At 52.3% G+C, this 2,998-nt stretch carries 1 rRNA gene; it reads left to right on the top strand.

What is annotated here, in order from left to right:
* The first annotated feature begins 72 nt into the window (after nt 1-72).
* A 23S ribosomal RNA gene (locus tag ACIPUG_RS21290) occupies nt 73-2,979 on the top strand.
* The last annotated feature ends 19 nt before the right edge of the window (nt 2,980-2,998 follow it).

Here is a 2,998-nt window from a genome sequence, read left to right as displayed (position 1 = left end):
TCAGTCTGTCAATGAGTCTCTCAAATAATCGCAGCACGATGATGATTCAATCGAAACATCTTCGGGTTGTGAGGTTAAGCGACTAAGCGTACACGGTGGATGCCTAGGCAGTCAGAGGCGATGAAGGGCGTGCTAATCTGCGATAAGCGTCGGTAAGCTGATATGAAGCGCTATACCCGACGATACCCGAATGGGGAAACCCAGTGTGTTTCGACACACTATCATGACATGAATACATAGTGTCATGAGGCGAACCGGGGGAACTGAAACATCTCAGTACCCCGAGGAAAAGAAATCAACCGAGATTCCCCCAGTAGCGGCGAGCGAACGGGGAGGAGCCCAGAACCTGAATCAGTTTGTGTGTTAGTGGAAGCGTCTGGAAAGTCGCACAGTAAAGGGTGATAGTCCCGTACACAAAAATGCACAGATTGTGAGTTCGATGAGTAGGGCGGGACACGTGACATCCTGTCTGAATATGGGGGGACCATCCTCCAAGGCTAAATACTCCTGACTGACCGATAGTGAACCAGTACCGTGAGGGAAAGGCGAAAAGAACCCCGGCGAGGGGAGTGAAATAGAACCTGAAACCGTGTACGTACAAGCAGTGGGAGCCTACTTGTTAGGTGACTGCGTACCTTTTGTATAATGGGTCAGCGACTTATATTCTGTAGCAAGGTTAACCGTATAGGGGAGCCGCAGGGAAACCGAGTCTTAACTGGGCGTTAAGTTGCAGGGTATAGACCCGAAACCCGGTGATCTAGCCATGGGCAGGTTGAAGGTTGGGTAACACTAACTGGAGGACCGAACCGACTAATGTTGAAAAATTAGCGGATGACTTGTGGCTGGGGGTGAAAGGCCAATCAAACCGGGAGATAGCTGGTTCTCCCCGAAAGCTATTTAGGTAGCGCCTCGTGAATTCATCTTCGGGGGTAGAGCACTGTTTCGGCTAGGGGGTCATCCCGACTTACCAACCCGATGCAAACTACGAATACCGAAGAATGTTATCACGGGAGACACACGGCGGGTGCTAACGTTCGTCGTGAAGAGGGAAACAACCCAGACCGCCAGCTAAGGTCCCAAAGTCATGGTTAAGTGGGAAACGATGTGGGAAGGCATAGACAGCCAGGATGTTGGCTTAGAAGCAGCCATCATTTAAAGAAAGCGTAATAGCTCACTGGTCGAGTCGGCCTGCGCGGAAGATGTAACGGGGCTAAACCATGCACCGAAGCTGCGGCAGCGACACTTAGGTGTTGTTGGGTAGGGGAGCGTTCTGTAAGCCTGCGAAGGTGGCCTGTGAGGGCTGCTGGAGGTATCAGAAGTGCGAATGCTGACATAAGTAACGATAATGCGGGTGAAAAACCCGCACGCCGGAAGACCAAGGGTTCCTGTCCAACGTTAATCGGGGCAGGGTGAGTCGACCCCTAAGGCGAGGCTGAAAAGCGTAGTCGATGGGAAACAGGTTAATATTCCTGTACTCGGTGTTACTGCGAAGGGGGGACGGAGAAAGCTAGGTTATCCGGGCGACGGTTGTCCCGGTTTAAGCGTGAAGGTGGATGACTTTGGTAAATCCGGGTCATCGTTAACACTGAGGCGTGATGACGAGTCACTACGGTGATGAAGTAACCGATGCTACGCTTCCAGGAAAAGCCTCTAAGCTCCAGGTAACATCAAATCGTACCCCAAACCGACACAGGTGGTCAGGTAGAGAATACTCAGGCGCTTGAGAGAACTCGGGTGAAGGAACTAGGCAAAATGGTGCCGTAACTTCGGGAGAAGGCACGCTGATGGTAGGTGAAGTGACTTGCTCATGGAGCTGAAATCAGTCGAAGATACCAGCTGGCTGCAACTGTTTAATAAAAACACAGCACTGTGCAAACACGAAAGTGGACGTATACGGTGTGACGCCTGCCCGGTGCCGGAAGGTTAATTGATGGGGTCAGCCGCAAGGCGAAGCTCTTGATCGAAGCCCCGGTAAACGGCGGCCGTAACTATAACGGTCCTAAGGTAGCGAAATTCCTTGTCGGGTAAGTTCCGACCTGCACGAATGGCGTAATGATGGCCAGGCTGTCTCCACCCGAGACTCAGTGAAATTGAACTCGCTGTGAAGATGCAGTGTACCCGCGGCAAGACGGAAAGACCCCGTGAACCTTTACTATAGCTTGACACTGAACCTTGAGCCTTGATGTGTAGGATAGGTGGGAGGCTTTGAAGCGTGGACGCCAGTCTGCGTGGAGCCAACCTTGAAATACCACCCTTTAATGTTTGATGTTCTAACGTGGACCCGTAATCCGGGTTGCGGACAGTGTCTGGTGGGTAGTTTGACTGGGGCGGTCTCCTCCCAAAGCGTAACGGAGGAGCACGAAGGTTAGCTAATCCTGGTCGGACATCAGGAGGTTAGTGCAAAGGCATAAGCTAGCTTGACTGCGAGAGTGACAGCTCGAGCAGGTGCGAAAGCAGGTCTTAGTGATCCGGTGGTTCTGAATGGAAGGGCCATCGCTCAACGGATAAAAGGTACTCCGGGGATAACAGGCTGATACCGCCCAAGAGTTCATATCGACGGCGGTGTTTGGCACCTCGATGTCGGCTCATCACATCCTGGGGCTGAAGTAGGTCCCAAGGGTATGGCTGTTCGCCATTTAAAGTGGTACGCGAGCTGGGTTTAGAACGTCGTGAGACAGTTCGGTCCCTATCTGCCGTGGGCGTTGGAAGATTGAGAGGGGTTGCTCCTAGTACGAGAGGACCGGAGTGAACGCACCACTGGTGTACGGGTTGTGATGCCAATTGCATTGCCCGGTAGCTAAGTGCGGAAGAGATAACCGCTGAAAGCATCTAAGCGGGAAACTTGCCTCGAGATGAGTCTTCCCTGGGCACTTGATGCCCCTGAAGGGCCGTTGAAGACGACGACGTAGATAGGCTGGGTGTGTAAGCGTAGCGATACGTTGAGCTAACCAGTACTAATGACCCGAGAGGCTTAACCTTACAACACCGAAGGTGTTTT

Source organism: Pectobacterium sp. CHL-2024, from assembly GCF_044751765.1.
In the GTDB taxonomy this organism is placed as follows: Bacteria; Pseudomonadota; Gammaproteobacteria; order Enterobacterales; family Enterobacteriaceae; genus Pectobacterium; species Pectobacterium brasiliense.
Note: the sequence above shows the minus strand (reverse complement) of the source record. Positions and strands in the feature narration are given on the sequence as shown.